At 66.8% G+C, this 23,521-nt stretch carries 26 protein-coding genes; 12 read left to right on the top strand and 14 right to left on the bottom strand.

From position 1 onward, the window contains the following. Nucleotides 1–102 precede the first annotated feature (102 nt). Together Q4S45_RS05395 and Q4S45_RS05400 are read left to right on the top strand one after the other, a co-directional pair. Nucleotides 103–1,830 carry a M4 family metallopeptidase gene (locus tag Q4S45_RS05395; RefSeq protein WP_305509857.1) on the top strand — a complete coding sequence of 576 codons (1,728 nt, stop codon included), beginning with the start codon at nucleotides 103–105 and terminating at the stop codon, nucleotides 1,828–1,830. Between the two features lie 154 nt (nucleotides 1,831–1,984). Further along, a complete protein-coding gene (locus tag Q4S45_RS05400) occupies nucleotides 1,985–3,382 on the top strand; it encodes a M20/M25/M40 family metallo-hydrolase (RefSeq protein ID WP_305509859.1) in 1,398 nt (465 codons plus the stop codon). A 133-nt stretch (nucleotides 3,383–3,515) separates the two neighbouring features. On the opposite strand, the gene Q4S45_RS05405 is transcribed toward Q4S45_RS05400, so the two are convergent. The 4 genes from Q4S45_RS05405 to Q4S45_RS05420 form a co-directional block, all read right to left on the bottom strand. After that, on the bottom strand, nucleotides 3,516–4,229 hold the full coding sequence (locus Q4S45_RS05405) for a M23 family metallopeptidase (RefSeq protein ID WP_305509861.1): 714 nt from the start codon (nucleotides 4,227–4,229) through the stop codon (nucleotides 3,516–3,518). A 35-nt stretch (nucleotides 4,230–4,264) separates the two neighbouring features. Further along, nucleotides 4,265–5,224, bottom strand: coding sequence for a L,D-transpeptidase (locus tag Q4S45_RS05410; RefSeq protein WP_305509863.1), 960 nt, complete (start codon nucleotides 5,222–5,224; stop codon nucleotides 4,265–4,267). A 98-nt stretch (nucleotides 5,225–5,322) separates the two neighbouring features. Continuing rightward, a complete protein-coding gene (locus Q4S45_RS05415; protein ID WP_305509865.1) occupies nucleotides 5,323–5,841 on the bottom strand; it encodes a chemotaxis protein CheW in 519 nt (172 codons plus the stop codon). 212 nt (nucleotides 5,842–6,053) lie between these two features. Beyond that, complete coding sequence (locus Q4S45_RS05420; RefSeq protein WP_305509866.1) at nucleotides 6,054–6,950, bottom strand: S9 family peptidase; 897 nt, start codon at nucleotides 6,948–6,950, stop codon at nucleotides 6,054–6,056. A 140-nt stretch (nucleotides 6,951–7,090) separates the two neighbouring features. Here Q4S45_RS05420 and Q4S45_RS05425 point away from each other — a divergent pair, with 140 nt between their 5' ends. After that, nucleotides 7,091–7,333 carry a hypothetical protein gene (locus Q4S45_RS05425; protein ID WP_305509867.1) on the top strand — a complete coding sequence of 81 codons (243 nt, stop codon included), beginning with the start codon at nucleotides 7,091–7,093 and terminating at the stop codon, nucleotides 7,331–7,333. Nucleotides 7,334–7,426: 93 nt separating this feature from the next. Next, a complete protein-coding gene (locus tag Q4S45_RS05430; protein WP_305509869.1) occupies nucleotides 7,427–7,621 on the top strand; it encodes a hypothetical protein in 195 nt (64 codons plus the stop codon). Between the two features lie 4 nt (nucleotides 7,622–7,625). Here the strand turns inward: Q4S45_RS05430 and Q4S45_RS05435 are convergent, their stop codons facing one another. After that, complete coding sequence (locus Q4S45_RS05435; protein WP_305509871.1) at nucleotides 7,626–7,793, bottom strand: hypothetical protein; 168 nt, start codon at nucleotides 7,791–7,793, stop codon at nucleotides 7,626–7,628. Between the two features lie 184 nt (nucleotides 7,794–7,977). Here Q4S45_RS05435 and Q4S45_RS05440 point away from each other — a divergent pair, with 184 nt between their 5' ends. Next, the gene (locus tag Q4S45_RS05440; protein ID WP_305509873.1) at nucleotides 7,978–8,115 is read left to right on the top strand and encodes a hypothetical protein; all 138 of its coding nucleotides are present in this window, start codon (nucleotides 7,978–7,980) and stop codon (nucleotides 8,113–8,115) included. 59 nt (nucleotides 8,116–8,174) lie between these two features. Then, the gene (locus Q4S45_RS05445; protein ID WP_305509875.1) at nucleotides 8,175–8,546 is read left to right on the top strand and encodes a hypothetical protein; all 372 of its coding nucleotides are present in this window, start codon (nucleotides 8,175–8,177) and stop codon (nucleotides 8,544–8,546) included. A gap of 181 nt (nucleotides 8,547–8,727) precedes the next feature. Here the strand turns inward: Q4S45_RS05445 and Q4S45_RS05450 are convergent, their stop codons facing one another. The 3 genes from Q4S45_RS05450 to Q4S45_RS05460 all read right to left on the bottom strand — a co-directional run bounded on the left by Q4S45_RS05450 (nucleotide 8,728) and on the right by Q4S45_RS05460 (nucleotide 12,870). Further along, on the bottom strand, nucleotides 8,728–8,931 hold the full coding sequence (locus tag Q4S45_RS05450; RefSeq protein ID WP_305509877.1) for a hypothetical protein: 204 nt from the start codon (nucleotides 8,929–8,931) through the stop codon (nucleotides 8,728–8,730). 123 nt (nucleotides 8,932–9,054) lie between these two features. Beyond that, nucleotides 9,055–11,913, bottom strand: coding sequence for an EAL domain-containing protein (locus Q4S45_RS05455; RefSeq protein ID WP_305509878.1), 2,859 nt, complete (start codon nucleotides 11,911–11,913; stop codon nucleotides 9,055–9,057). Nucleotides 11,914–12,057: 144 nt separating this feature from the next. After that, on the bottom strand, nucleotides 12,058–12,870 hold the full coding sequence (locus Q4S45_RS05460; RefSeq protein WP_374046079.1) for a fused MFS/spermidine synthase: 813 nt from the start codon (nucleotides 12,868–12,870) through the stop codon (nucleotides 12,058–12,060). 43 nt (nucleotides 12,871–12,913) lie between these two features. On the opposite strand from Q4S45_RS05460, the gene Q4S45_RS05465 reads away from it, so the two are divergent. The 4 genes from Q4S45_RS05465 to Q4S45_RS05480 all read left to right on the top strand — a co-directional run bounded on the left by Q4S45_RS05465 (nucleotide 12,914) and on the right by Q4S45_RS05480 (nucleotide 16,721). Beyond that, nucleotides 12,914–13,189, top strand: coding sequence for a hypothetical protein (locus Q4S45_RS05465; RefSeq protein WP_305509880.1), 276 nt, complete (start codon nucleotides 12,914–12,916; stop codon nucleotides 13,187–13,189). An 11-nt stretch (nucleotides 13,190–13,200) separates the two neighbouring features. Further along, nucleotides 13,201–14,361, top strand: coding sequence for a GGDEF domain-containing protein (locus Q4S45_RS05470; RefSeq protein ID WP_305509882.1), 1,161 nt, complete (start codon nucleotides 13,201–13,203; stop codon nucleotides 14,359–14,361). Nucleotides 14,362–14,721: 360 nt separating this feature from the next. Beyond that, complete coding sequence (locus tag Q4S45_RS05475; protein ID WP_305512056.1) at nucleotides 14,722–16,179, top strand: Ppx/GppA phosphatase family protein; 1,458 nt, start codon at nucleotides 14,722–14,724, stop codon at nucleotides 16,177–16,179. A gap of 71 nt (nucleotides 16,180–16,250) precedes the next feature. Beyond that, nucleotides 16,251–16,721, top strand: coding sequence for a hypothetical protein (locus Q4S45_RS05480; protein WP_305509884.1), 471 nt, complete (start codon nucleotides 16,251–16,253; stop codon nucleotides 16,719–16,721). Between the two features lie 40 nt (nucleotides 16,722–16,761). On the opposite strand, the gene Q4S45_RS05485 is transcribed toward Q4S45_RS05480, so the two are convergent. From Q4S45_RS05485 to Q4S45_RS05510, 6 genes are all read right to left on the bottom strand, one after another. Next, nucleotides 16,762–17,046, bottom strand: a complete 285-nt coding sequence (locus Q4S45_RS05485) for a hypothetical protein (RefSeq protein ID WP_305509886.1) — start codon at nucleotides 17,044–17,046, stop codon at nucleotides 16,762–16,764. Between the two features lie 167 nt (nucleotides 17,047–17,213). Continuing rightward, nucleotides 17,214–17,873 carry an ABC transporter ATP-binding protein gene (locus Q4S45_RS05490; protein WP_305509888.1) on the bottom strand — a complete coding sequence of 220 codons (660 nt, stop codon included), beginning with the start codon at nucleotides 17,871–17,873 and terminating at the stop codon, nucleotides 17,214–17,216. 5 nt (nucleotides 17,874–17,878) lie between these two features. After that, nucleotides 17,879–18,661: a phosphonate ABC transporter, permease protein PhnE gene (gene phnE, locus Q4S45_RS05495; protein WP_374046080.1), complete on the bottom strand. Its 783-nt coding sequence runs from the start codon at nucleotides 18,659–18,661 to the stop codon at nucleotides 17,879–17,881. After that, complete coding sequence (locus Q4S45_RS05500; RefSeq protein ID WP_305509890.1) at nucleotides 18,658–19,488, bottom strand: ABC transporter permease; 831 nt, start codon at nucleotides 19,486–19,488, stop codon at nucleotides 18,658–18,660. The genes phnE and Q4S45_RS05500 overlap by 4 nt, the downstream gene beginning before the upstream one ends. Before the next feature lie 4 nt (nucleotides 19,489–19,492). Continuing rightward, nucleotides 19,493–20,308: a phosphonate ABC transporter ATP-binding protein gene (locus Q4S45_RS05505; protein ID WP_305509891.1), complete on the bottom strand. Its 816-nt coding sequence runs from the start codon at nucleotides 20,306–20,308 to the stop codon at nucleotides 19,493–19,495. A 5-nt stretch (nucleotides 20,309–20,313) separates the two neighbouring features. Continuing rightward, the gene (locus Q4S45_RS05510; RefSeq protein ID WP_305509893.1) at nucleotides 20,314–21,201 is read right to left on the bottom strand and encodes a putative selenate ABC transporter substrate-binding protein; all 888 of its coding nucleotides are present in this window, start codon (nucleotides 21,199–21,201) and stop codon (nucleotides 20,314–20,316) included. Nucleotides 21,202–21,366: 165 nt separating this feature from the next. On the opposite strand from Q4S45_RS05510, the gene egtD reads away from it, so the two are divergent. Further along, nucleotides 21,367–22,332 carry an L-histidine N(alpha)-methyltransferase gene (gene egtD, locus Q4S45_RS05515; protein ID WP_305509895.1) on the top strand — a complete coding sequence of 322 codons (966 nt, stop codon included), beginning with the start codon at nucleotides 21,367–21,369 and terminating at the stop codon, nucleotides 22,330–22,332. 3 nt (nucleotides 22,333–22,335) lie between these two features. Continuing rightward, nucleotides 22,336–23,520 (top strand): ergothioneine biosynthesis protein EgtB, encoded by a 1,185-nt coding sequence (gene egtB, locus Q4S45_RS05520; protein ID WP_305509896.1) that lies wholly within the window; start codon nucleotides 22,336–22,338, stop codon nucleotides 23,518–23,520. The last annotated feature ends 1 nt before the right edge of the window (nucleotide 23,521 follow it).

Here is a 23,521-nt window from a genome sequence, read left to right on the forward strand (position 1 = left end):
TATAAATTCTTGACGCCGGCTGATTGGCGAGATTACGGTTAGTCCATCCCCGGGTTAAAAAGGGGCGAACCGGATGATTTCGACAGACCAATTGGAGATAAGATGACCCTTCGTAAAACGCTGCTGGCCGCAACGATCGCCGCACTCCCGCTCATGATGTCCGGCGCCGCGCAAGCCGCAGCCCCTGCGGGGAACCCGGCAATGCAAGCACAAGACAACGCCAACATGATGTCGCAGCTGATGTCGCAGCGCGGCCGCAACGGCCTCGACAGCCGCCACGGCTTCGCGCTGGGCAACCAGCATCCGGGCGCCGGCGGCACCACCATCAGCCGCCTCGACCACACCTTCAAAGGTGTGCGCGTGTACGGTTCCGAATCGGTGGTGGTCACCGGCGCGCACGGCAACGTGATCAGCGAATCGGCCGCCAACCGCCGCGCCGGCCTGACCAAGGGCGACTTCAACGTGGCCCCCGGCCTGTCCGCCAAAGCCGCGATCGATGGCGTCGTCGCCCGCGTCTCGCCGAACGGCAAGCCGATCGATCCGCCAAGCGCCGAACTGATCATCTACCCTGTCATCACGGAAGAGCGCATCGCCTCGGCCGCCGGCAAGGCCGAAAAGGACCTGAACGCCACCGACCTGCAGGAAGTCGTCACCGGCTACCAGCTGGCCTACCTGGTCAAGACCCGCCACGTTTCCGGCAACACGCCGCAGTTCTACAACACCATCGTCAGCGCCACCGACGGCTCCGTCATCGACCAGTGGAGCATGGTGCAGACCGTCGTCGGCACCGGCAACAGCCAGTACAACGGCGCCGTGCCGATCAACACCACCCTGTCGGGCAGCACCTACTCGATGAAGGACACCACCCGCGGCGTGGGCGGCACCTTCGGCGGCATGGCCATCACCAACGCCAACCACACCACCAGCGCCGGCGCGATCTACACCAACACGGTCAACACCTGGGGCGACGGCCAGAACTACATCGCCGGCGGCAGCACCACCAACGCCAACGGCCAGACCGCGGCGGTGAACGCTGCCTGGGGCCTGCAGAACACCTACGACATGCTGAACAATACGCTCGGCTGGAAGTCGTTGGACGGCAACAACACCGCGACCTACATCGCGGCCCACGTCAACACCGCCTACGACAACGCCTACTACAGCGACACCTGCAAGTGCATGTACATCGGCGACGGCGGCACCTCGTTCACCAGCCTCGGTTCGATCGACGTGATCGGCCACGAGATGGGCCACGGCGTCACCGCCGCGACCTCGAACCTGGCCTACCGCGCCGAATCGGGCGGCCTGAACGAGTCCGCGTCCGACATCCAGGGTGAGATGGTGGAGGCCTACGCGCGCGCCGGCGGCACCGGCGCCTTGATCCCGGCCGGCAACGACTGGATGATGGGCAAGGAAATCGCCAAGAACGGCCAGCCGCTGCGCTGGCTGTACAAGCCGAGCAAGGACGGCGCCAGCCCGAACGCGTGGAGCAGCAGCATCAAGCGCCTGGACGTGCACTACAGCAGCGGCCCGAACAACCGCATGTTCTACTTCCTGTCGCAGGGTTCGAGCTCGTCGCCGACCAGCGACTACTACAGCTCGTACCTGAACAAGGCGCCGCTGGCCATGACCGGCATCGGCAACGACAAGGCGTTCCGCATCTGGTTCAAGGCGCTGACCACGAAATTCACGTCGGCGACCAACTACGCCGACGCGCGCCTGAAGGTCATCGCCGCCGCGCAGGAACTGTATGGCGTGGGCAGCGCCGAAGACAAGGCGGTGCAGCGCGCCTACGCGGCGATCAACGTCGGCGCCGACGTCGCCGAGTAAGTCAGAATGGGGTCAGGTCCGCAGGACCAGACCCCGGAATGCATGCGTCGCCGTCAAAGCTGGGGTCTGGTCCTGCGGACCTGCCCCGTTTTCACTTGCGCGATGCGGCGACTGCGGCAATACTGCGACTCTTTCAATCCTGAGAGTCTTTCCCATGACGCTGCGCCGCTTGTTCACCGCCCTCATCCTCACCGCGCCGGTCGTGGCGCACGCCACTCCCGCCAGCGACCCGTGGCACGCCAAGGCGCGCAGCCTGCTCGAACACGCGGTGAACATCCCCACCGTGCAGGGCCGCGACCGCGTGCCGGAGCTGGCCGGCTATCTCGCCGCCCAGTACCGCGCCGCGGGCATTCCGGCCGCCGACATCCATGTCCTGCCCTACAAGCAGACCGCGGCGCTGATCGTGCGCTGGCGCGCCGAAGGCAAGCCTGCCGCGAAGCCGATCATGCTGATGGCGCACATGGACGTGGTCGAGGCAAAGCGTGAAGACTGGTCGGCGAGCGACCCGTTCGTGTTTACCGAGCGCGATGGCTACTACTACGGCCGCGGCACCTCCGACATCAAGCAGGGCATCGCCGCCACCACCGCCGCGATCCTGAAACTGAAGGCGGGCGGCTTCAAGCCGAAGCGCGACATCATCGTGTTCTACACCGGCGACGAGGAAACCGCAGGCGTGGGCGCCGAACTGGGCGCGACGACCTGGCATGAGCTGCTCGATGCCGAATACGGCCTGAACGCCGATGGCGGCGGCGGCGGCTTCGCGCCGGATGGACGTCCGCTTGGCTTCACCTTGCAGACCGCCGAAAAGACCTTCGCCGACTATACGCTGACCGCGCGCAACCGCGGCGGCCACTCGTCCAAGCCTCGGCCCGACAACGCCATCTACCAGCTCGCCAACGCGCTACGCCGGCTGGAAAATTACCGCTTCGAACCGGTGCAGAACGAGACCACGCGCGCCTATTTCGCCGGGCGCCAGCAGGGCGAGACCGGGCCGCTGGGCGACGCGATGCGCGCCTGGCTGAAGAATCCGGGCGACGGCGCCGCGGCGGACGCGATCGAGGCGGACGAAGGGGAGGCGGGGCTGACGCGCACGCGCTGCGTCGCCACGCTGCTGGCCGGCGGCCATGCCGACAACGCGCTGCCGCAGCTGGCGACGGCCACGGTCAACTGCCGCATCATGCCGGGCGTGTCGCCGGACGCGATCCGCGACGAACTGCAGAAGGTGGTGGGCGATCCCGGCGTGGTGGTCACGCGCGGCGACAAGAACCGGGCGGCGCTGGCGTCGCCCTTGCGCGCCGACGTGGTCAACGCCTATACCGATTCGGTGAAGGCACTGCATCCGGGGGCGCAGGTAGTGCCCGAGATGAGCGCGGGCGCCAGCGACGCGGTGCCGTTTCGCGTGATCGGGATACCGGTGTACGGCGTCGATGGTGCATGGGGCGTGGTGCCGACCGATCTGCGCGCGCACGGGCAGGACGAGCGGCTGCCGGTGAAGGCGCTGGACGACGATGTCGACCACTGGGTGCTGATGCTCAAAAAGCTGGCGGGGTAATCGGAGGGCGGGGTCTGGTCCCGCGGACCTGACCCCGTCTTTGTCGCTGCGGCTGGCGTTGCGCCGCACGCCTTCTCTGCCGCCTGCGTCAACCCCGGGGTCAGGTCCGCAGGACCAGACCCCTCGGCTCCGATCAGTCGCCCAGCAGCGGATACGGATTGATCGCGGTGCCTTTCCACCACTGCTTGGCCGGCGTCAGCTCGAACACGGCGAAGTGCAGGTGCGGCGCATCCTTGGCCGCGTTGCCGGTGGTGCCGACATAGCCCACCAGGTCGCCCCGCTTGAGCACTGTGCCTTCCTTGACGCCATCGGCGTAACGGTCCAGGTGCGCGTAGTAGTACGCGTACTTCTCGCTCGGGTCGAACTGGTACACCGTCAGCCCGCCCGGCTTGCTGTTAAATAGCTTGACCACCTTGCCGTCGCCCACCGCGAACACCTTCGCGCCCTTCGGCGCCATGATGTCGAGCGCTTCATGATGGCGTTCCTTGCCGCGCGGCTGGTCGAAGTTGTCGGTCAGCTGCGCGTACTTGATGCCCTCGACCGGCACTAGCAGCTTGCCTGTCGGCGTCGCCGCGGCCGAGGCGACGTCGGGCACCTTCGCCAGCTCGTCCTGCGCGGGTTTCAGCGGCAGGTCCACTTCGGTCAGGTCGGTCGGCACCACCGGCGCCGGCGGCAGCGATGCCGCCAGCGTATCGGCCGGCGGCGCAGCGGGCGCCGTCACCGCCGGCGCGACCACCACCGCAGTCGCAGGCGCAGGCGCGGCATCATGCGGCACCTGGCGCAGGAACACGAACAGCCCGCCGGCGCCAATCAGCACGCCGGCCAGGAAGGTCAGAAGCCATCTCATCGTTTTCTCCTCTTGTTATTGTCAGGGACGAGCATTTACTGCACCAGCTGCACCGCCGTGCCGCCGCCGACCGCCGTCACCAGCGTGGCGACGTCCCAGTTGGTGAGGCGAATGCAGCCGTGCGACTGGGTCTTGCCGATCGAGGCGGGCATCGGCGAGCCGTGGATGCCGTAGTGCGGCTTCGACAGGTCAATCCAGGCCACGCCCACCGGGTTGTTCGGGCCGGCCGGAATCGTCGCCTTGGTGTCGCCCGCCTTGGCGTCCCAGAACAGCTTGGGGTTGTAGTGGAACACCGGGTTCTTCGAAATGCCGTTGACCTTCCAGTCGCCGAGCGGCAGCGGATCGTGCTCGCTGCCGGTCGATGCGGGGAACTGCGCGATCGTCTTGCCGGCGGTGTCGAGCAGGGTCAGGGTGCGGCCCGACTTCGACACGACGATCTTGCCGCCCTTGGGCAGCGGTTCGGTATCGAGCACGTTCGGCACGACGATCTGCTCGCCGGCGCGCGCCAGGTCCTTGCCGGGATTGAGGGCCTTGAGCAGGGCGGGGCTGGCATGGAATTTTTCGCCCAGCGCTTCCTCGGCGCTGGCGAAGCCCAGGGCCGGCAGCTTGGCCTTGTCGGCCATCTCTTCGGGGATCGGCTGGAACGGGCCGGCCACGTCGGCGTCCAGGATGGTGTAGGTGGTCAGCGCATCGGCGCTGTCGGCGTTGAGCGCGGCCCAGGTGGCGGCGTTCAGGGCGCCGTTGCCGGCGATGCCGCGTGCCTTCTGGTAGCCGGCGATCGCGGCGCGCATGTTGGTGCCGCTGGCGCCGTCGATCTCGCCGGACGAGAAGTGGGCGCGATCGAGCAGGATCTGGGCGCGCAGGATTTCAGGCTTGCCCGGTTTGGCCGTGGCCGATTTGCCGGCGCCGTTGACGCTGTCGGCGGTCAGGGGCGTGGCGGCCAGCGCGGGCGCGCAGAGGACGGCGGCGAGCAGGGCGATGTGTGCGTGTTTCAAGGTAGGTCCCGGAGCTAGTGACAATGAGTCAAGACTAGTTCCTCCGGGAACCCCGGTCTGTGCGCCAGCGTACTTTGTACCGACGCCGCCGCGCCCCGTTACGCGGCCAGGCTGCCCAGCACGCCGATGTCCGGGCTGCCCATCAGCTTGTCGATGTCCACCAGGATCAGCATGCGCTCGTCGAGCGTGCCCAGGCCGATCAGGTAGTCGCTCTCGAACACGCCGCCCATGTCGGGCGCCGGACGGATCTGCTGCGGCGCCAGGGTGGTCACGTCGGAGACGCTGTCGACCACCATGCCGACCACTTTGCCGCCCAGGTTCAGCACGATGACGATGGTGAATTCGTCGTAGCTCGGCGTGCCGAGATTGAACCTGATGCGCATGTCGACGATCGGCACGATCACGCCGCGGAGGTTCATGACGCCCTTGAAGAACGCCGGCGTGTTGGCGATGCGGGTGACCGCGCCGGTTTCGTAGCCGCGGATTTCCTGCACCTTGAGGATGTCGAGGCCGTATTCTTCCTCGCCCATCGTGAAGGCCAGGAATTCGTGGCCGGCTTCGTCGCGCGCATGCGCGTGGTGGTGGACTGCGTGGTCCGCTGCGTGGGTTTGTAACATGGTATCGGCCTGGTGAGTTTGAAAAGCGGGATCGCCGCTCAAGGGGCTACGGCGGGGGCGGGGGCAATAGCGCGGGCTTGACGAGGACGGATTCCGACCGCCGCGGCGTGATGCGCGGCACAGGCTCTCACGTTACACTTGCCGTACGGAAATGTCGAGAGATGTCTTGTCGGATAGATACTTGTTGTTGCGCTGCCGTAACAAATTGTGACTCAGTGCGGCATGCCCAGCGCCTTGCGGATCGCCGGCAGCACCAGTTTGAACGAAGGCGAACTGGCCGCGACCTCGTCGTAATGGCTGGCGCCGGGCAGCACGATGACGTCGGCGGTGTCGCCGGCGGCCCTGGCGCGCGCGGCGTAATCGCGGGCGGCACGCGGCGGCGAGACGGTGTCGAGCTCGCCGGTGATGAGCACCGTGTGGCTGCCGTTGGGGACCAGCTCGGCCGCGTTGGTGTCGGCGAACACATTCGGCCGCGCCGGGCCCGGCAGGCCGGCCAGGTCGGCCGTGTCGCGCCCGCAGCTGGACTGGATCAGCGCGCGCTCGTTGCGCAGGTCGGCCAGGCCACCCAGGCTGACGATTTCGCGCACCGGCAGCGGATGGGCGCGGTGCAGCGGGCTCGACGCCGGGATTTTCGCGCGCCCGGCGATCCATTGCACCAGCTGCCCGCCGGCCGAGTGGCCGACCGCGACGATGCGCGAGAGGTCGAGCTGGTTGGCCGTCGCGCTGCGCTCCAGCAAGTCGAGCGCCGCGTGCATGTCCTGGTAGGTGCCGGGATAACCGCCGCCATCCTCGTCGACCCGGCGGTATTCGACGTTCCACACGGCGATGCCCTGGGCGGCCAGCGCGCCGGCCAAGTTGCGCATCTGGCCGATGCCGCCGAACTTGATGGTCCAGCAGCCACCATGCACCAGCACCACCACCGGGAACGGGCCGGCGCCGGCGGGACGGAACAGCTCGGCGTACTGCGACGGCGCGCTGCCGTAGGCCAGTTTCGCGGTCGGCGCCGGGCCGCTCAGGGCCAGGTAGTCGGCCAGCTTCATCGGGGCGGCGGCGGCCAGGCTTGCGCTCAGCAGGGCGGCGGGGAGCAGGGCGCGCAGGAAAGGTGTCATCGCAATATGGTCGAGTTGGTCAGGCGCCAACTATACCGGGGTTTTGCCGCTCTGCGCGCCCTTGCGCACGATTGAACGCGGCGGCAAATGCGATCGGGGCCTTCATGCTAGTCTGCCAAAAAAACCATTAGGGGAATGACATGGCAGATGCATCGGAAGACTATCGCGGCTACCGCATCACGGTAACGCCGATCAAGGATTGCGAGGACCGGTGGGACTTCGAGTACCGCATCGGCCCGTTCGGCGGCGGCGAGCAGGTCCGTTCGCGCAGCAAGACCGCCAACGGCTACATGACCACCGAGGCGGCCTGCGTGGCCGGCATCGAGGTGGCGCGCACCGAAATCGACAATCTGCTCGCGCTCGACAGCACGAAAGCGAACTGATCAGATAACCATTGATTTTCGATAAACACCCGGCGTCGTGGCTTGCTACGATGCCATTTTGGCCCGGTAGCAATGGGGCAGAAAAGGCTGGAGATGAGCATTACCGATTCAAGCAAGGAACAGGGCTGGGACCGCGGCATCGGCAGTGTGCGGGCCCATTCGACGCCGGACCCGGACCTGCCGCCCACGCCCAACCCGGTGCCGGACGATGTGCCGGCGCCGGCCAATGCGCCGGTGCAGGAACCGAAGTTTCCCGAGCCGCCGATCAAGGCGGCGCGGGAGGAATAAGCGCTCAGGATTGCGGAGTGGCCGGCTTGTCGGCCGCCGGCAGCGGCGGGATCTGGCGGATCATTTCCTCCGTTTCCTTTTGGGCGGGAGTCTTCTCGCCGCTGCCGATGTCGGCTTCGTCGAACAGGGGGCGAACGGTACGCGGGTCGGCGGGGCGGGTGGTCTGGTTCATGCAGGTCTCCTGGTTGCTGTGTTTCGATTGATTCATCCTAGCAGGACAAACTGGAGTCGGGCGCGCAATAAGAAAACAACAATTGGTGTTGCTTCACAGTCAGAAATATTGCAAATCCAATTGCGCGCGTTGATAACAGTTCTATAATCGGTCATCGGGTCAACACATGTTGCTGGAGAGCGTCATGGGCAATTCATTGCACAACAAAATCTACCTCGGCCGCCACTCCGCACTGACGTCGCGCAAGCTAAGGGTGCTGCTGGCGCTCGGAGCGCTGGTCGGGGTCGCGGTCGCCTGGATGGCAATTCGCGGCTTCAAATAGACGCGCACGGCGTTTCGCGGTTACCATGTGCGCCGCACTGGCTCACTTGGAAAGCAGCAATGAAGAACGAAACACTGACCACCGACGAATATGACGCGCTCGGCCACATCGAGCGTGGCGCCGCGCACGACAAGGTAAATGCCTGCGTCGGGCGTAACGCCAAGCGCCTGTCGGGGCTGAAGATGATCCAATATGGCCGCGACGGCCGGCTGTCGCTGAGCGAGAAGGGGCAGCAGGTGCTGTTCCTGCGCCGCTGCATCAACGCCTTGCGCGCGCTGGCGGCCGATCCGGCGGCGGCGGTCGATGCCGATGTCGCCGGCTTCCTGGGCAAGAAATCGCACATCGCCAAGCTGGAAGGCGGCGGCTACGAGGTGACCGCCAAGGGCCGCGAGTCGCTGGCCGATATCGACGCCCAGCAAAAACCGAAGTAGGGAATTTTGTTTGTCGTTCCTGGGCTCGGCGCCCCCCTTGGCAGGAACCCATACCCCGTTCGAGCAGCGGGGCGCATCATTTCGCAACGAGTATCGAGCTGAGCATAGGTTCCTGCCTTCGCAGGAACGACCTGCTTCACGCCAAAAAAAACCGGGCAGCGCCCGGTTTTTTCTTGTCCGCTTACTGGCGGCGGCGGTTCGGATACACCAGCGTGCGGATCGCCACTTCCGCCGGCACGTTCATCGCCGACAGGAATTCGGCGGCGCGCTGCAGACCCACCGTCGGGATCGACGCGATCGCCTGATTGATCACGTCGCGCGTGCGGAAATCGGTGCGCGGATGTTTGATGTCGTGCCGGTTAAGCGCGGCGCTGGTCTGGTTCATGTCGGTTCTCGTGTGTGATCAGGGTTCGGTCCACGCAATCGCATCTTTCGTGCAACATGCGTTGTTCAGAATCATAAACCAGTTTATCACGATGATGTCGAATTAATACTGCTATTTTTGTGCTCAGCCCGCCGCGACGCCATCGAGCAATGGCAGGCAGCGGCGTTGGCGCAGCAGCGCTTCGAACTCGGCCGCCGGCAGCGGACGGCTGAAGAAGTAGCCCTGCATCTCGTCGCAGCCGTGGCGCCGCAGGTAGTCCAGCTGGTCTTCGGTCTCGACGCCTTCGGCGATCACCGCCAGCTTCAGGTTGTGCGCCAGCGCGACGATCGAGGCGACGATCGCGGCGTCGTTCGAGTCGCGCGTGATGGCCGCGACGAACGAGCGGTCGATCTTGAGCACGTCGATCGGGAAGCGCGACAGGTAGGACAGGCTGGAGTAGCCGGTGCCGAAGTCGTCGATCGACAGCTTGACGCCCAGATTCTTCATCGCGTGCAGCAGCTCCACCGCCAGCGTGACGTCGCTCATGAACAGGCTCTCGGTCAGCTCGATCTCGAGGCAGTCCGGCGCCAGCCCGGTCTCGCGCAGCACGGCGCCGATGTCGGCGATCAGCTTGGGCGCGCCGAACTGGCGCGCCGACAGGTTCACCGCCACGCGCAGTTTGCCCAAGCCGGCCTGCTGCCACGCCTTGTTCTGGCGGCAGGCCTCGCGCATGACCCAGGCGCCGATCTGCACGATCAGTCCCGTCTCCTCGGCCACGCCGATAAAGCGGTTCGGCGCGACCATGCCCATCTCCGGATGCTGCCAGCGGATCAGCGCTTCCATGCCGACGATCTCGCCGCTGGCCAGGTCCACCTGCGGCTGGTAGTGCAGCACGAACTCGTCGCGCTCGAGGGCGTTGCGCAGCGCGCTCTCGATGCGCACCCGCTCCATCGCCTCTTCGTTCATCGACGGCGTGTAGAACTGGAAGTTGTTGCGGCCCAGCTTCTTGGCGCGGTACATGGCGATGTCGGCGTGCTCGATCAGGCTGTCGGCCGGGGCGCCGTCGGTCGGGTACACCGCCACGCCGATCGAGCAGGTGACGAAGAATTCCTTGATGCCCAACATGACCGGCTGCGCCACAGAATCCATCAGGCGCTGCACCACGTCGACGGTCAGCTTCTGGTCTTCGTGCTCGGTGAGGATCACGACGAATTCGTCGCCCGACAGGCGCGCCACGGTGTCGGTGTCGCGCAGCGCCCCGCGCAAACGCGCCGCCACCGTCATCAGGAGCACGTCGCCGGCCTTGTGGCCCATGCTGTCGTTGACGAACTTGAAGCGGTCCAGGTCGATCAGCATCACCCACACCGGGTGGGCGCAACGCATCGAGTAGGCCACCGCCTGGGAGAGACGGTCCTGCAGCAGGCTGCGGTTCGGCAGGCCGGTCAGCACGTCGTGCTGCGCCACGTGATGGATGCGCTGCTCCGACAGCTTGCGCGCGGTGATGTCGGTGCCGGTGCCGCGGTAGCCCTTGAACTTGCCGTGCTCGTCGAACACCGGCTCGCCGTTGACGTTGAACCAGCGCGTGCCGCCTTCGTCGTCGCGCAGCGAATATTCGAAGTTGGAAAAGCGCTGGTGCGCCTCGGTCTCGGCGATGTGGGCGCGGCCCCAGTCGGTGTCGGCCATCTCGGGGATGATTTCCCAGCGCGTCTTGCCCAGCAGCCGGTCGGACGACACGCCGGCTTTTTCGCCGAAGCCGCCGGTGATCGCGGTGAAGCGGAAGTTCTCGTCCTGTTCCCAGTACCAGTCGGACGACATCGACACCAGCTGGCGGAAGCGCTGCTCGCTTTCCTGCAGCGCTTTTTCGGTGCGCTTGCGGTCGGCCACGTCGTGGATCAGGCGCCGGTTCGACAGTTCCAGGTCGGCGGTGCGCTCCTGCACCAGGCGCTGGACCCGGCGCGAACGGCGCACCTGCGCCTGCACCAGTGCGCCCATGAGCAGTGTCAGCAGCGTGCCGCCGACCAGGACCAGCAGCGAGCCGAAATGATCGAGCAGGAACGGGCGCGGCGCCTGGGCGACATCGACGCGCCAGGCCTGGCCGGCGAAATCGAGGCTGCGCGTCAGGCTTGGCGCATGGTGCAGGGCCAGCCAGGGCAGGGCCGGCGCCGCCTCGCCGCGCGGCAGCGGGTCGCCCACGCGCGGGTAGACCTGGCTCGGCTTGCCGTCGGCGCCGGTCGCGTACACGGCCAGGCTCAGGCCATCGTCGTCGCGCTGCCCGGACATGATCCGCCATACCAGGTCGCCGGCGCGGATGCTGGCCGCGGTGTCGCCGATCAGCGCGGCGCGGCGCTGCTGCGGCGTGTCCAGCGGTGCGTGTCTGCGGTACACCGGCATGATGACCAGGAAGCCGGCCTGAGGGCGCGGCGCCAGCGCCAGTCCGAGCAGGGCGGTGCCGCTGGGGCGCCCGCTGTCGAGGGCACGCTCGAGCGCGGCGACGAACAGCTTGCTGTCGCCGGCGTCGATGCCGAAGGCGAGCTCGTTGCCGGCCATCGGCTCGACGTATTCGAGCGCGTTGTAGACCGGCCGCCGCGGCGCCGCCTTGCGCCTGGCCTCGACGATGTCGATGATGCCGCTGCCGGGAAGGACCGCGGACAGGCCCGCCTCGAAGCGCGCGCGGTCGGCGTCGGCCACCCGCCGATGGAAGGTGAAGGCCTTGATGAAGGGATAGCGCTGCAGCAGCGGCGCGGTGAAATCGTGGAACTGCTCGCGCGTGACCGGGTCCACCGTGGCGAACAGCCGGTTGGTGACGGTGACCACTTCGACCACCTGGTCGAGGCCCTGGCGGATCGCCGCGACGCGCACGCCGGCGCGCTGCTCGAAGGACAGCTGCGCCTTGTCGTATTCGAGGTGGCTGACGGCCAGGAACAGGGCGGCGGTGGCAACGAGGCCGCCCGCCAGCGTGAGAGCGGTGGCGGCGGCGAGCGAAGACGGCAGGCGGACTGGCATGTGCCGGAATGGTTCCTTGTCAGCGACGTGCCGGGAGTGGCGCGCCGATCGAGACGTTAGTGTGTCACAACCTTGTCGAAAATTGCAATTAAATTGTATAGTGGCAACAGAAGGCGGCGAATTTGTTGTCTGCGGGTACAATTTTCAGCGCCGGGACAGCCAGGCCACGAGGATGCGCACCAGCAGCCGGTTCACCAGGCCGAAGCCGAAGCCGCGCCGGCGCCCCAGCAGCCGCTGCACCCATTGCGCGCGGCCACGCGGGCGGCGCGGGTCGGCGTCGAGCGGCGCCTTGACCGCGAACAGGATGCGGTTGTTGCCGGCCACCTGACGGAACCAGCTCACGCGCCCGCCGAACATCAGGCGCAGGCGGCCCAGCATGGCGGGATAGTGAGGATCGTAGCTGAATACGTTCGCCACCAGCACGCCGCCGTCGCACAGTGCGCGCCGGCAGTGCGCATAGAACCGCGAGCTGCCCAGCGCCGGCGGCAGGCCTTCCTCGTCGAAGCCGTCGACCACCAGCACGTCGAAGCCGCCGCGCGCGTGTTCCAGCCAGCGCGCGGCGTCGGCGTGCACCACGCGAAAGCGCTCGTCGTCGGCCGGCACGTGGAACTGCTCGCGCAGCGCGATCACGTCGGCGCGCAGTTCCAGCACCGTGATGCGCGCGGCGGGGAAGTGACGGTAGCAGAACTTGGCCAGCGAGCCGCCGCCCAGCCCGACCATCAGGATGTGGCGCGGGCGCGGCACGAACAGGGCGAAGCACGCCATCGCGCGCACGTAGTCGAGCACCAGCGCATCGGGACGCGACAGGCGCATCTCGCTCTGCACGTTCCCCGCCATGAACTCGAGCCGGCGCGTGTCGCCCTCGGTCGACACCAGCGGTGGTGGCCAGGACGGGGACGATGGCGGGACGGTGTGCGGCATCGGGTGAGTATATGCCAGTCCAAATGCTTGTTGCACGATATGCCTTTCTGATAAGCTGACCCATCGCCACGGAGATCCCATGTTCCTAGACCATCCCACCCTTACCGCGACCAACAGCCTGACCGAACCTGACCGCATCGAGCGGCTAGGCCGCGTCTACGGGTACGCGGTGGCGCTGGCCGACCGCAATCCGGGCGCCCGCTTCATCGAAAAGGTCACCCAGATCCACGACCACAAGGGCACCCTGATCGTGTTCTGGAACGACGCGCCGGGCGAGGCGGAAAAGGAATACTTCGCGCAGGCCTGGTCCAGCAGGATCGGCGACGGCAGCCGCAACGTCGAACACGAATTCTGACGCGCCCGCCCATGGACATCACCACCATGCTGTTCGCCCTCGCGCTGGGCAACCTGACCCTGTGCGCCGCGCTGTTCTTCTTCGAGCACGGCCGCCATAAATCGACGTCGCTGTCGGCCTGGGCGCTGTCGAAGCAGATCCAGGCCGTGGCCTGGCTGCTGCTGTACCTGCGCGCCAGCGGCGTCGTGGCCGACGCGATCGCGATCCCGGCCGGCTATGCTGCGCTGTTTGCCGGCGTCGCGCTCGAGGGCGGCGCGCTGTGGGAGTCATCCGGCCGCACCCAATGGCGCCGCATTACGCTCGTCGCGCTGATCCTGGCCATCGGCGCCTTCGCCGCCGCGTATGCGATCGACCCTGCGGGCCTGCGCACGGTGGCCGGATCGCTGGTGCTCGGCGCCCTCTACCTGTCCGGCGCCTGCGCCTTCGCGCTCGACTGGCGCACCGCCACGATGCTGCGCCGCTTCCTTGCCATCGCCACCACCTTGCTGGCGCTGCTCGTCGCCGCGCGCGGCGTGATGGTGCTGACCATGCCCGGCGGCTGGGGATGGATCAGCAACGGCTTCCTGCAGATCTGGTCGTCGGCCGCCTTCTACCTGCTGATGCTGCTCAACGGATTCGGCTACCTGCTGCTGGCGCGCGAGCAGGTGCAGCAGGAACTGGACAGGCTGGCGGTGGTGGACGCCCACACCGACGTGCCGAACCGGCGCGGCTTCTTCATGGCGCTGGCGCCGCTGCTGGCGCTGGCGCGCAGGCCCGGCGCGCCGACCGCGCTGGTGGTGTTCGACCTCGACCAGTTCAAGCGCGTCAACGACGGCTACGGCCACGCGGCCGGCGACACGGCGCTGCGCGCGGTGATCGACGTGTGCAAGCGCCAGCTGCGCGACAGCGACCAGCTGGGGCGCCTGATCGGCGTCGAATTCGCCATCCTGCTGCCGCGCACCGGCCTGCCCGAAGCGATGCTGGTGGCCGAGCGCATGCGCGCGGCGATCGAAGCGGCGCCGGTCAAGAGCGAGCGCGCGCTGATCCGGCTCACCGCCAGCTTCGGCGTGACCACCCTGCGCGCCGACGACACCACCACCAGCCTGTTCAAGCGCGCCGACGACGCGCTGCAGGCGGCCAAGCAGGGCGGGCGCAACTGCGTCGTCCGCGCAGAGGCGCCGGTCACGGTGTAATCGGGCCTGTCGTTCCCGCCACTGGCGGAAACGACTACCAGCGAAGGCTGGTACCCATACGGCGCATGCGCTGGCACTGGGCGTCGCTCAGCATGGGTACCTGCCTTCGCAGGTACGACACCCATCTAAAGCGCCGGCCACGGTATAACCCCGCCTGTCGTTCTCGCCACTGGCGGAAACGACTAGCAGCGAAGGCTGGTACCCATACGGCGCATGCGCTGGCACTGGGCTTCGCTCAGCATGGGTACCTGCCTTCGCAGGTACGACGCCCTCGGTCATACGCGTGTCATGTGCCGCCGCTATTGTGGTACGATTTTCAGCGCTGGAGCCGCCATGACACCGTATGAGGAAGAAGCTGGTATGTATGCTGCCGTCGATCTTGGTTCCAACAGTTTTCGCCTGCACATCGGCAAGCATGACGGCGATGCGATCCGCGTCGTCAAGAGCATGCGCGAACCGATCCGCCTCGGCGCGGGACTCGACAAATCCAATAACCTGACCGAGGCGGCGATGAAATCCGCGCTGGCCTGCCTGCAGACCTTTCGCGCCACCCTGTCGGGTTACCGGCTCGACGCCGTGCGCGTGGTCGGCACCGCCGCGCTGCGCTTGGCGCGCAATGCCGGCACCTTCCTGCCGGCCGCCGAAAAAGCCATCGGCTACCCGATCGAAATCATCTCCGGCGAGGAGGAGGGCCGCCTGATCTACATGGGCGTGGCCAATGCGCTCGCCACGCCGGGGGAACGGCGCCTCGTGCTCGACATCGGAGGCGGCTCGACCGAGCTCATACTGGGACGCGGGCTCGATATCGAACGGGTCGAATCGTTCAGCGTCGGCACCGTCAAGCAAAGCCTGTCGTTCTTTACCGGCGGGATCATCGACCCCGGCTCGTTCGAGGCGGCGGTCCTGTCGGCGCGCAGCCACTTCGAGGACGGCGCGCCGCCTTATCACCGCGGGAACTGGCGCAACGCCTACGGCTCCTCCGGCACCATCCGCGCGATCGCCGAGATCATCGAGCGCAACAAGATCGGCGACGGCCGCATGACGCCGGCCTCGCTCGATGCGCTCAAACGCCGCTTCATCGCCTTCGGCACGGTCGCCAAGATCGACCTGCAGGGGCTGCGCCCGGACCGCGCCAGCACCATCGTCGGCGGGCTGGCCATCCTGATCGCGCTGTTCGTCGAACTGGACATCGAGGTCCTGACCCCGGTCGAGGCGGGGCTGCGCATGGGCGTGATGTGGGACCTGTACGCGCGCTCGATGCACCGCGACCGGCGCGAGGAATCGGTGCGCGTTCTGGCCGCGAAATTCCACTGCGAGCCGGCGCGCGCGAGCCGCGTGGCGCTCGAAGCGGCCGCGCTGTACGCCCAGCTCAAGCCGGCGAGCGACGCCTACACCAAGCTGCTGGCATGGAGCGCCCAGCTGCACGAGATGGGGATGGTGGTGTCGCAGACCGGCTACCACAAGCACGCCGCCTACATGATCGAAAACGCCGACCTGCCGGGCTTCACCGCGCGCGAGCAGAAGGCGATGGCCAGGCTGATCGTGGCGCAGAAGGGCAACCTGCGCAAGATCGGCGACGCGCTGGCCGAACCGGATTTCGCCAAGGCCGTGCTGGCGCTGCGCCTGGCGATCCTCTTGATGCACGCGCGCATCGAGGCCGATTTCAGCGAACTCAAACTGCGTATGAAAAACAAGATCGAGCTCGAAATCAAGAAGGGCTGGGTGGCGCACCATCCGACCGTGTCGTACTGGATCGAGAAAGAGCAGGAGTGGTGGGACGAGGTCGGTGTGGACTTCAGCCTCAAGACCAGCGCCTGAGGAGGCTGAAATTATGCGCAAAACTGCATAATCGACTATATTGTATAAATAATTAACAACAGGAGCGAGCGATGCGCAAACCAGCAGCCGCAAAAAAAACAACAACCACCGCAGCTGCCAGGCCTGCCGCCAAGGCCGCGGCGAAAAAGCCCGCCGCGAAAGCCGCCGCAAAGCCGGCCGCAAAGCCAGCCGCCAAACCTGTCGCCAAGCCAGCCGCGAAGCCCGCGGTAAAGAAGGCTGCTGCCAAGCCCGCGGCGAAGAAGGCTCCGGCGAAGAAAGTGGCGAAGACGGCGGCGCCGGAAGCGGCGCGCGAGAAGGCGCGCAAGACCCGGCTGGTGCGCGACAGCTTTACGATGCCCGAGCACGAGTACGAACAGCTTGGGCTGGTGAAGAAGGCGTGCCTGAAGGCGGGGTTCGAGATCAAGAAAAGCGAATTGCTGCGGATCGGCGTCGCGCTGATTGGCCAGATGGACATGGCGACCTTGCAAAATGTGCTGGCCAGCCTGCCCCAATTGAAAACAGGACGGCCGAAGAAGGCCTGACGGCTTGAGCGCCGTACCTGCCCGCAGGTACGGCAGATTTTCAGTGCATCGTATTGGCGAGCTCTTTGAGGTCGCGGATGCTCATGTCCGACTTCTCGTGCATGCGCAGCAAAATGGTCGCGCCAACGGCCAGTTTGCGGTGCCGGATCTTGCTGACGATGGGCGGCTGCACCTCGAGCACCCGGCACAGTTCCGCGTCATTTTTCAGATTCAGCTTTTCGATCAGCGTATCGAGCAGCTTGTTCGGCACAAAGCTCGAAGGCTCCAGCGCCCGGGCGCGGTTCATCGCCTCGATCATTTCCTGTTTCTTTTGCCGTACGTTCATCTTGTCCTCCACAATGTGCACGAGTTGGGGGCGAGTCTATTGTGTAATTATAGCAACCCAACTGTGACAATTGGAGATATTTTATGCAGATTGGGTTAGTTGTGATAATACTACGGCCGTAGTGATTTGCCAGTATTGCTTGAAAATATCGGCAAGGAAAGCCGTATTTAGATGTGTTTAGGCGACAGCGCGGCCAGGCCGGTGCGTGACAATATGAGTATTTCGTCTGCCTGTTCAGCGGCGGCGCGCGAGTGCGTCACCATGATGGCGCTGGCGCCGTTGGCCTTGATTTCGGCGCGCAGGAGCGCCAGTACGCTGGCCGCGGTTTCGGGGTCCAGATTGCCGGTGGGCTCGTCTGCCAGCACCAGCGCGGGGCGGTGCGCCAGCGCGCGCGCGATGGCCACGCGCTGCATTTCCCCGCCCGACAACTGGCGCGGAAAATCGGCGCCGCGGCCGGCCAGTCCGACCGCCGCCAGCATCTGGCCGGCGCGGTCGGCGGGCATCCGGTTTAACAGAAGCGGCAGCGCCACGTTCTGTTCCAGCGTCAGGTGCGGCAGCACGTGGAAGGCCTGGAAGATGAATCCCATGCGCGCGCGGCGCAGGCGCGTGGCGGCGTCGTCGTCCAGCTTCGAGATCGGCCGGCCATCGACGATCACATCGCCTTCGTCCAGGACATCGAGGCCGGCGATCAGGTTCAGCAAGGTCGATTTTCCGACCCCCGATTCGCCCATGATGGCGACGAACTCGCCGGCCTTGAAGTGGTGCGAGACGCCTTCGAGCACGCGCCGCCCGCCGTAGGACTTGGAGATGGCGCGCAGTTCGAGCATGGCGGTCAGCGCGTGAGCAAGCGGCGCAGCGCGAAGCTGGCCGCGTCGACCATCGCCACCAGCAGCAGCATGCAGATGATGACGGTGGCCGCGTTCTGCATCTGGAACAGCGACAGGTGGTACTTGAGCATCTGGCCGAGTCCACCGGCGCCGACCACGCCCAGCACGGCTGCGGCGCGGATGTTGTTCTCCCAGCGGTACAGGGTGTACGAGAGCATCTGCGGCAGCGCCTGCGGCAAGGTCGCATAGAAGAAGGCCGCCATCGGCGCCGCGCCGTTGGTCAGCAGCGTCTGGTGCGGCAGCGGTTCGGCGTTTTCCAGCGCGTCGGCGAACAGCCGTCCGAGCACGCCGCTGGTGTGCGCGGCCAGCGCCAGGGTGCCGGCGAGCGGCCCGAGGCCGGCGGCCACCAGCAGCAGCGACGCCCACACCAGTTCCGGGATCGAGCGCAGGATGTTGAGGATGGTGCGGGTGGCGCCGCGCGGCACGCGGCCGAAGCGGCCCGCCGCCGGCAAGGCCAGCGCCAGGCCGCCGATCACCGCGAGCAGGGTGCCGAGCGCCGACATCGACAAGGTCTCGGCGGTCGCGTTCAGGCACTTCATCAGGAACGGCGCGGCCAGTTCGGGCGGCGCGAAGCCCCTCAGGAATTCGGCGGTGGTGGAGGCCGCCTCGGCGCTGAAGAACGCCGCGAACTGCAGCGGCAGCGACGCGAAGCTGGCGGCGACCAGCGCGGCCAGTGCCAGCATCAGCAGCCAGGTCGACAGCCGCCGGCGCGGGGGGGCGGGCATCATCCGAGCCTCCTGCGCAGCAGCTTCGACACCACGTCGGCCAGCGCCACCAGCAGCACGAACACGATCAGCATGGTCGAGACCTCGCCGCCGGCCATCATGCGCGTCGATTCGTCCATGCGCTGGCCAAGGCCGCCGGCGCCCACAAAACCCATCACGGCCGATCCGCGGATCGCGCACTCCCAGCGGTACACGGTGTACGACACCAGTTCGGAGGCGGACGACGGCAGCGCGCCGTAGAACAGGGCGGGCAAGCGCCCGGCGCCGTTGGCCAGCAGGATGTCGGTGGCGTGGGCGTCGGACGACTCGAGGATTTCGGCATACACCTTGCCCAGCATGCCGCAGTAGGTGAGCGCGATGGCCAGCACGCCGGCGGTGGGGCCCAGGCCAACGACGCGCACGAACAGCAGCGCCCATACCAGTTCCGGCACGCTGCGCAGCAGCACCAGGATCCAGCGCACGCACTGGCGCACCAGCTTCGACGACAGGCGCATGCGGCCGGTGCCAAGACGCGAGATCGACAGCCGCTCGGTGACGACCAGCGTGGCGGGAATGGCGCCCAGCAGCGCGAGGGTCAGGCCGGCGGTGGCGATGGCGACGGTCTGCCACGTTTCGCGCAGCACCATCTGGAGGAATTCGAGCGAGTGGGCCGGATGCAGGAAGCCTTCCAGGAAGCGGCCCGCCGCCACCAGGCTTTGCATGTCGAACAGCAGCCAGGGCTTGAATTCGCTGAACACCAGCGCGGGCCACAGCAGCGCCAGGCAGACGATGGTGGCGGTGACGCGGGTGCGCCAGGCCGGATCGGCCGGCATGCGTGAGTCGGTCGTCATGGATTCAGAAGCAGGCGCCGACGGCGATGCGGTCTGGGGATTCGTGAAACACCGGCGGGTGCGGCGTCATCGATTCGTTCTGATACAGCGCATCGATCATCGCGTCGGTCACCTGTTCGCGCGGCGCGTCGAACACGATGCGGCCTTCGCGCAAGCCGACGATGCGGGCGAAATGGGCGCGCGCGATGTCCACCTGGTGCAGGCTGCAGATCAGCGTGGCGTTGCGAGTCGCGGCCTCCTGCTGCAGCGTCGACAGCGTCAGTTGCGACAGCGCCGGGTCGAGCGCCGATAGCGGCTCGTCGACCAGGAAGGCGTGCGCCGACGACAGCAGCAGGCGCGCCAGGCCGCAGCGCTGGCGCTCGCCGCCCGACAGCCGGTCCACCCGCGCATACAGCTTGTCGCCCAGGCCGAAGCGCTGCAGCGCGCCCCAGGCGGCTTCGGGATCGGCCGGTTTCACCAGCGAGGCGAGGGCCTGCCACAAGGACCACTGCGGCAGGCGCGCGGCCAACACCGCGGTCACCACGCGCTGGCGCGGCGGCAGCGGCGGCGTCTGCGGCGCCAGGCACAGGCGCGCGCGCAGGCGATGGCGCTGTTCGTCGGTCAGCGTCCACGGATCCTGCCCGAACGCCTCGAACGTGCCGCCGGCAGGCCGCTGCGCGCAGGCCAGGGTGGCCAGCAAGGTCGTCTTGCCGGCGCCCGACGGTCCGATCACGGCCAGCTGCTCGCCCTGCGCAATCCGCAGGTCGATGTCGTGCAGCGCGGCGGCGCCAGTTCTGGCCCCTAGATGGCGCACTGTCAGCTTGTCGAGCAGGTAGGTCATCGCGATTACTTCAGCAGGCCCGCGTTGTGGGCGGCCGCCTCGATCGCGGTGTAGTTCTCGGCCTTGGTCGGAATGAACTTGCTGGCGCGCTGCAGCTCGAGGATCTCCTTGCCTTCAGGCGTGGACTTGTCCAGCGCGAGGAAGGCGTCGGTGATCTTTTTCTTCAGCGCCGGGTTCATGTCCGAGCGCACGCTCCAGTTGTAGTCGTAGTAGCCGGGCGTGGTGTAGAACACGCGCACCACCGACGGATCGACCTTGTGCTCGGCGACCAGCTTTTCCCATACCGAGATGTTCAGCGCGCCCGCATCGACCTTGCCGCCGGCAACCGACGCCACCGTCGCGTCGTGCGCGCCAGAGAACGCGATGCGTTTCAGGTCGGTGTCCGGATTGATCTTCGCGGCCAGCAGGTAGGAGCGCGGCATCAGGTGGCCCGAGGTGGACGACTCGGAGCCGAACGACAGCGTCTTGCCCTTCAGGTCTTCGAGCTTGTTGATGTCCTTGTGGGTGGTGACGAACACCGAGCGGAATTTTTCGTCTTCGGCGCGCTGCACCAGCGGCGTGACCATGCCCTTGCTGCGCACGTTGGCCTGCACGAAGGTGAAGCCGCCGAACCAGACCATGTCGATCTTCTTGTTGATCAGGCCTTCGACCGACGCCGCGTAATCCGTCACCGGGGTGAACTCGACCTTCAGGCCCGTCTGCTTGGCCAGGTAGTCTCCGAGCGGCTTGAACTTGCGCTGCAGTTCGGTCGGGTTCTCGTCCGGGATCGCCGACACGCGCAGCACACCGGGCGTATTTTGCGCGGCGGCGTGCGTGGATGCGAACATCAGGCCGGCGGCGGCGGTCGCGCCCAGGATCGTCTTCAGGGTGCGGATTGCGGAAAATTGGCTCATAAGCCCTTTCTGTCGGGAAGTTGAATGGAGTCAGCCGCCGTGGTGCGATCCGATTCGAATAGGCATGAAGCTGACAATTTGGATATTCAGATATCATAACAAAAACAGTGACATCCTATTCAGCCTGCACGATTACTGCGCCGCTGTGGTGCCAATGAAAAGCCTATGTCGACGTCTTCACCGACCGAATCGCATCACCCTCACGCCGGCGCCGCCGTGCTGGCCGAACTCGATGCCGGTCTGCGCGCCAGCCATCCGTGCATCTCGCCCAAGTTCCTGTACGACGCGCTTGGGTCGCGCCTGTTCGAGGCGATCTGCGAACTGCCCGAGTACTATCCGACCCGCACCGAGGCGTCCATCTTTGCGCGCCACGGCGCCGCGATGGCGCGCGAGGTCGGCCCCGGCCGCACCCTGATCGACCTTGGCGCCGGCAACTGCGCCAAGGCCGCCAGCCTGTTCCCGCTGCTGCATCCGGCCCAGTACGTCGCCATCGACATCTCGGCCGACTTCGTGCGCGAGTCGCTAGAACGCCTGCACCAGCGGTTTCCCCACATCGAAATGACCGCGCTGGGGCTCGATTTTTCGAACGCGCTCGATCTGCCTGGTGTGGTGCGGCGCGAGAAGCGCCTGTTCTTCTACCCGGGTTCGTCGATCGGCAATTTCACGCCCGGCCAGGCGGGCGCCTTCCTGCGCCGCGCGCGTGCCCAGTGCGACGACGACGGCGCATTGCTGATCGGGATCGACCTGGTGAAGGACAGCGCCACGCTGGACGCCGCCTACGACGATGCGCTCGGCGTCACGGCCGCCTTCAACCTCAATATCCTGCGCCACGTGAACCACCTGGCCGGCGCCGACTTCGACGTGCGCCAGTGGCGCCACAGCGGCCGGTACAACGCGCTTGAAAGCCGCATCGAAATGCACCTCGAAGCGCGCGAGGACCTTACCGTGAACTGGCGCGGCGGCCAGCGCGCCTTCCGCGCCGGCGCGCGGATCCACACCGAGAACAGCTATAAATACCGGCAAAGCGCAGCGGTCGGGCTGCTGGAACAGGCGGGCTTCCAGGCCACCGGCGTCTGGACCGACCCGGCCGGCTGGTTCGCCGTCATCCACGCGCGCGCGATCGCGCCCTGAGCCATGAAACCGTCCGACGATTTCACCTGCCGCCGCCGCTTCGAGAGCGTGCGCAAGCGATCGGAGGCGCTGGCAGCACCGCTGTCGGACGAAGACTGCGGTGCCCAGTCGATGCCGGACGCCAGTCCCGTCAAGTGGCACCTGGCGCACACCACCTGGTTCTTCGAGACCTTCATCCTCGAACAAATGGAGGAGCGCTTCCAGCCCTTCCATCCCACGTTCCGCTTCCTGTTCAACTCCTACTACAACGGCATCGGCGACCGCCATCCGCGCGCCAAGCGGGGCTTGCTGACGCGGCCGTCGATGGCCGAAGTGCGCGCCTACCGCGCCGACGTGGACGAACGGATCGGACGCCTGCTGGCGGCGCAGGCCGACAACCCGCAGCTGGCGGCGCTGATCGAGCTCGGGCTGCAGCACGAACAGCAGCACCAGGAGCTGATCCTCACCGACGTGCAGCACCTGCTGGCGCAAAATGCGCTCAATCCCGCCTACACCTTGGCGGCGCCGGCGCCGGCCGAGGCGACGCCGCTGCGATTCCTCGACTTCGCCGGCGGCGTCGCGCAGATCGGCCACGCGGGCGACGGCTTCTGCTTCGACAATGAGCTGCCGCGCCATCGCCAGTTCGTCGAGCCCTTCGCGCTCGCCGACCGGCTGGTGACCAATGGCGAATACCTCGCCTTCATTGACGCCGGCGGCTACCGCGATGCGGCGCTGTGGCTGTCCGAAGGCTGGGACCAGGTCAATGCGCTGGCGCTGGCGCAGCCGATGTACTGGCAGCGCGACGAAGCAGGGCGCTGGTGCGAGTTCACCTTGCACGGCCTGCGCCCGCTCGACCTCGCGCGGCCGGTGACCAGCGTGTCGCTGTTCGAGGCCGACGCCTACGCCAACTGGCGCGGCGCGCGGCTGCCGACCGAGTTCGAATGGGAGCTGGCCGAAGGCCAGGGCGAAGCGCTGCGCCAGATGTTCGGCCATTGCTGGCAGTGGACCAGCAGCAGCTACGCACCGTACCCGGGCTACGCGACGGCGCCTGGCGCGCTGGGCGAATACAATGGCAAGTTCATGCTCAACCAGTATGTGCTGCGCGGTTCCTCGAGCGCGACGCCTGCGGGCCACTCGCGCGCGACCTACCGCAACTTCTTCCCCGCCGGCGCACGCTGGCAATTCACCGGAATCAGGCTCGCAAAATAAT

The sequence above is a fragment of the Massilia sp. R2A-15 genome, from assembly GCF_030704305.1.
In the GTDB taxonomy this organism is placed as follows: Bacteria; Pseudomonadota; Gammaproteobacteria; order Burkholderiales; family Burkholderiaceae_D; genus JAFCUW01.

Bases quoted from the DNA above. Each gene is read 5' to 3' on its own strand.
- Q4S45_RS05405 (WP_305509861.1), bottom strand. From the start codon at position 4,229: ATGAGATGGCTTCTGACCTTCCTGGCCGGCGTGCTGATTGGCGCCGGC.
- Q4S45_RS05400 (WP_305509859.1), top strand. From the start codon at position 1,985: ATGACGCTGCGCCGCTTGTTCACCGCCCTCATCCTCACCGCGCCGGTC.
- Q4S45_RS05480 (WP_305509884.1), top strand. From the start codon at position 16,251: ATGCGCAAACCAGCAGCCGCAAAAAAAACAACAACCACCGCAGCTGCC.
- Q4S45_RS05455 (WP_305509878.1), bottom strand. From the start codon at position 11,913: ATGCCAGTCCGCCTGCCGTCTTCGCTCGCCGCCGCCACCGCTCTCACG.
- Q4S45_RS05425 (WP_305509867.1), top strand. From the start codon at position 7,091: ATGGCAGATGCATCGGAAGACTATCGCGGCTACCGCATCACGGTAACG.
- Q4S45_RS05440 (WP_305509873.1), top strand. From the start codon at position 7,978: ATGGGCAATTCATTGCACAACAAAATCTACCTCGGCCGCCACTCCGCA.
- egtD (WP_305509895.1), top strand. From the start codon at position 21,367: ATGTCGACGTCTTCACCGACCGAATCGCATCACCCTCACGCCGGCGCC.
- Q4S45_RS05505 (WP_305509891.1), bottom strand. From the start codon at position 20,308: ATGACCTACCTGCTCGACAAGCTGACAGTGCGCCATCTAGGGGCCAGA.
- Q4S45_RS05415 (WP_305509865.1), bottom strand. From the start codon at position 5,841: ATGTTACAAACCCACGCAGCGGACCACGCAGTCCACCACCACGCGCAT.
- egtB (WP_305509896.1), top strand. From the start codon at position 22,336: ATGAAACCGTCCGACGATTTCACCTGCCGCCGCCGCTTCGAGAGCGTG.
- Q4S45_RS05465 (WP_305509880.1), top strand. From the start codon at position 12,914: ATGTTCCTAGACCATCCCACCCTTACCGCGACCAACAGCCTGACCGAA.
- Q4S45_RS05430 (WP_305509869.1), top strand. From the start codon at position 7,427: ATGAGCATTACCGATTCAAGCAAGGAACAGGGCTGGGACCGCGGCATC.
- Q4S45_RS05450 (WP_305509877.1), bottom strand. From the start codon at position 8,931: ATGAACCAGACCAGCGCCGCGCTTAACCGGCACGACATCAAACATCCG.
- phnE (WP_374046080.1), bottom strand. From the start codon at position 18,661: ATGATGCCCGCCCCCCCGCGCCGGCGGCTGTCGACCTGGCTGCTGATG.
- Q4S45_RS05395 (WP_305509857.1), top strand. From the start codon at position 103: ATGACCCTTCGTAAAACGCTGCTGGCCGCAACGATCGCCGCACTCCCG.
- Q4S45_RS05510 (WP_305509893.1), bottom strand. From the start codon at position 21,201: ATGAGCCAATTTTCCGCAATCCGCACCCTGAAGACGATCCTGGGCGCG.
- Q4S45_RS05485 (WP_305509886.1), bottom strand. From the start codon at position 17,046: ATGAACGTACGGCAAAAGAAACAGGAAATGATCGAGGCGATGAACCGC.
- Q4S45_RS05490 (WP_305509888.1), bottom strand. From the start codon at position 17,873: ATGCTCGAACTGCGCGCCATCTCCAAGTCCTACGGCGGGCGGCGCGTG.
- Q4S45_RS05500 (WP_305509890.1), bottom strand. From the start codon at position 19,488: ATGACGACCGACTCACGCATGCCGGCCGATCCGGCCTGGCGCACCCGC.
- Q4S45_RS05475 (WP_305512056.1), top strand. From the start codon at position 14,722: ATGTATGCTGCCGTCGATCTTGGTTCCAACAGTTTTCGCCTGCACATC.
- Q4S45_RS05435 (WP_305509871.1), bottom strand. From the start codon at position 7,793: ATGAACCAGACCACCCGCCCCGCCGACCCGCGTACCGTTCGCCCCCTG.
- Q4S45_RS05420 (WP_305509866.1), bottom strand. From the start codon at position 6,950: ATGACACCTTTCCTGCGCGCCCTGCTCCCCGCCGCCCTGCTGAGCGCA.
- Q4S45_RS05470 (WP_305509882.1), top strand. From the start codon at position 13,201: ATGGACATCACCACCATGCTGTTCGCCCTCGCGCTGGGCAACCTGACC.
- Q4S45_RS05445 (WP_305509875.1), top strand. From the start codon at position 8,175: ATGAAGAACGAAACACTGACCACCGACGAATATGACGCGCTCGGCCAC.